Raw genomic sequence first — 2,210 nt, 5'->3', positions numbered from 1 at the left:
GAGGATCTGTACTTTATCGGGGAAGTGCTCGATGTCACAGGCTGGCTTGGCGGTTATAACTTTCAGTGGGCTTGGGCGAGTGGTTTTGTTTGCGGCGAGGTGGTTTAAACTGCTAAGCACTAATAATGTCGTGATGATAGAACAAAATGATGAGCTACTTAGCAAACAAAAGATTTTAGTCAATAGAATAATCAGCTATTAAAATAAGCTTAGAAAAAGCCGCGTTACTAACAGAGTAGAGCGGCTTTTATTGTATCTTGATGACCAAAAAATATTTCCCAATCCTAAACAAATTTTTGTTTCTTAATTGTTTCTATTATGTTAGTATGGCAAAAACATTTGTTTGGTTTACCTCTAAATTTTAACACCATTATTTTTATTGTAATTATTAAAAAAGGATTTTTATGATTAAGAAAAAACTTACTAAACCTTATCAATTATTGACGCTAGGGTTAACTGCAACTCTACTGCTTGTAGGCTGTGACGATGACTCAAACAATAATTCAAATACCACCCCTAACATCGAAAATCCTACAAATCCTAGCGAAAATTTGGGAAGTATCTCAGGGTCAGTAGTCGATCAAATAAGTCTAGAGCCAATAGCTAATGCCACTATTATAGTAGCAGGACAGCAGTATACTAGCGACGCTGATGGTAAGTTTCAGTTGACTAATTTAAAGGTTGGCGAAACGGTAACGCTAATAATCAATGCTGAAGGTTATCCAGAGCGTAGCTTTACAACATCAGTATCTAATGGTACTGCCACAGAGGTAGAGTATCAGCTCAATAACGATAATACTGTCGTGTCAGTTACTCAAGTTGCCTCAGAAGCCTTCAATCTAGTTATTGAAGATTTGGGTGCACAAGTACGTATTCCTGCCAATGCCTTACAACGCGCTGATGGACAACCCATCGTCGGTAACGTCACTGTCAGTATGGATGTTGTGACCCCAAGTGTTGATCCAGAAGAGATGCCAGGCGGCTATGGTATCGTAGGCGGCGGTTTTATGGAAAGCTGGGGCGCTTTGATTATTACCGCTCAAGATGATGACGACAATGAGTTGGTATTAGTAGAAGGCAATATGGCCTCATTGGTTATCCCAGTATCCACTAGAAGTTTAGCACCACTACAAGAGCAATTGCCTTTATTCTTTTATGACATCGTACAGCAAGGCTGGGTTCAAACCAGTACTGCTACCTTACAAACCTTAGTCAATGGCACACAGGTTTATGCTGCTGATGTGAATGAGATAGGATCATGGAACGTCGATGTCGCTATGGAGACTGTCAATGTCATTGGCTGCGTTGCAGATACTGATGGCGTTCGGATTGACAATGCATTGGTTAAAGGCGATGGCATCAATTACTCTGCTATTACTACTGCTATTACAGATAGCAATGGCGACTTCTCGTTACCGGTGCGCCGTGATAGCAAAATGCTCGTTTTTGCTCAAAACGGTAATCGCACTTCTAACGCTCAATCTATTATTACTGCAAGCGGCAACTATCGTATTACCGAAGGATGCTTAACCGTTAGTACAGAGAACGATAGTCTGTCTATTCGTCTCACTTGGGGCGAGCAGCCAGAAGATGTCGACTCGCATCTTCTAAACCCTTCAGGTGGTCATATTTTTTTCGCAAATGAGGGAAGATTGAGTGCAGCGCCGTTTGCTAATTTGGATGTTGATGATACCGATAGTTTCGGTCCTGAATTTATTACAGTACGTAATCTGATGATAGGACGCTATCGTTACGGCGTAGAGAATTTTAGCGAGACTAAAAATCCTGGTCTTAAAAACTCTCCTGTTAATGTATTTCTAGCCGGGCCAACTATTCGTAGCCGTACGCTAACACCAACAGTAAACGATGATAACATTAACAGTATCTTCTGGCATTCGTTTGATTTAGTTGTAGATGAGAGCTGTAACATCACTTACGAGTCTGTAGATCGTTGGTTAACAGATGAAGAAGCATTCAATACGTTTGAGGTTGTAGCCTCTACTCCTCGTTATTGTGTTGCTCCTTAAGTTATTTTAAGTTGCTCGTCTCTTTCATTAAAAAAGCCACCTTACTACTACAGTAAGATGGCTTTTTACTGTCTTAGTTTTTCAAAACTAAGCCTGCTTTTGTTTCAAATACGGATAATCGGTATAGCCTTCGCTACCGCCGCCATAAAAGCTTTCTGGATGCTGCTCATTAAGCGGTGCATT

At 40.7% G+C, this 2,210-nt stretch carries 2 protein-coding genes; both read left to right on the top strand.

What is annotated here, in order from left to right; all coding sequences use genetic code 11:
* The coding region (locus tag ACTXGO_RS12730) for an NAD(P)/FAD-dependent oxidoreductase (RefSeq protein WP_443574790.1) at positions 1–108 on the top strand (108 nt) is incomplete at its 5' end.
* 296 nt (positions 109–404) lie between these two features.
* Complete coding sequence (locus ACTXGO_RS12725) at positions 405–2,027, top strand: carboxypeptidase regulatory-like domain-containing protein (protein ID WP_443574789.1); 1,623 nt, start codon at positions 405–407, stop codon at positions 2,025–2,027.
* Positions 2,028–2,210 lie beyond the last annotated feature (183 nt).

The organism is Psychrobacter sp. T6-1, assembly GCF_052258445.1.
This window is presented reverse-complemented; position numbering and strand designations above follow the sequence as displayed.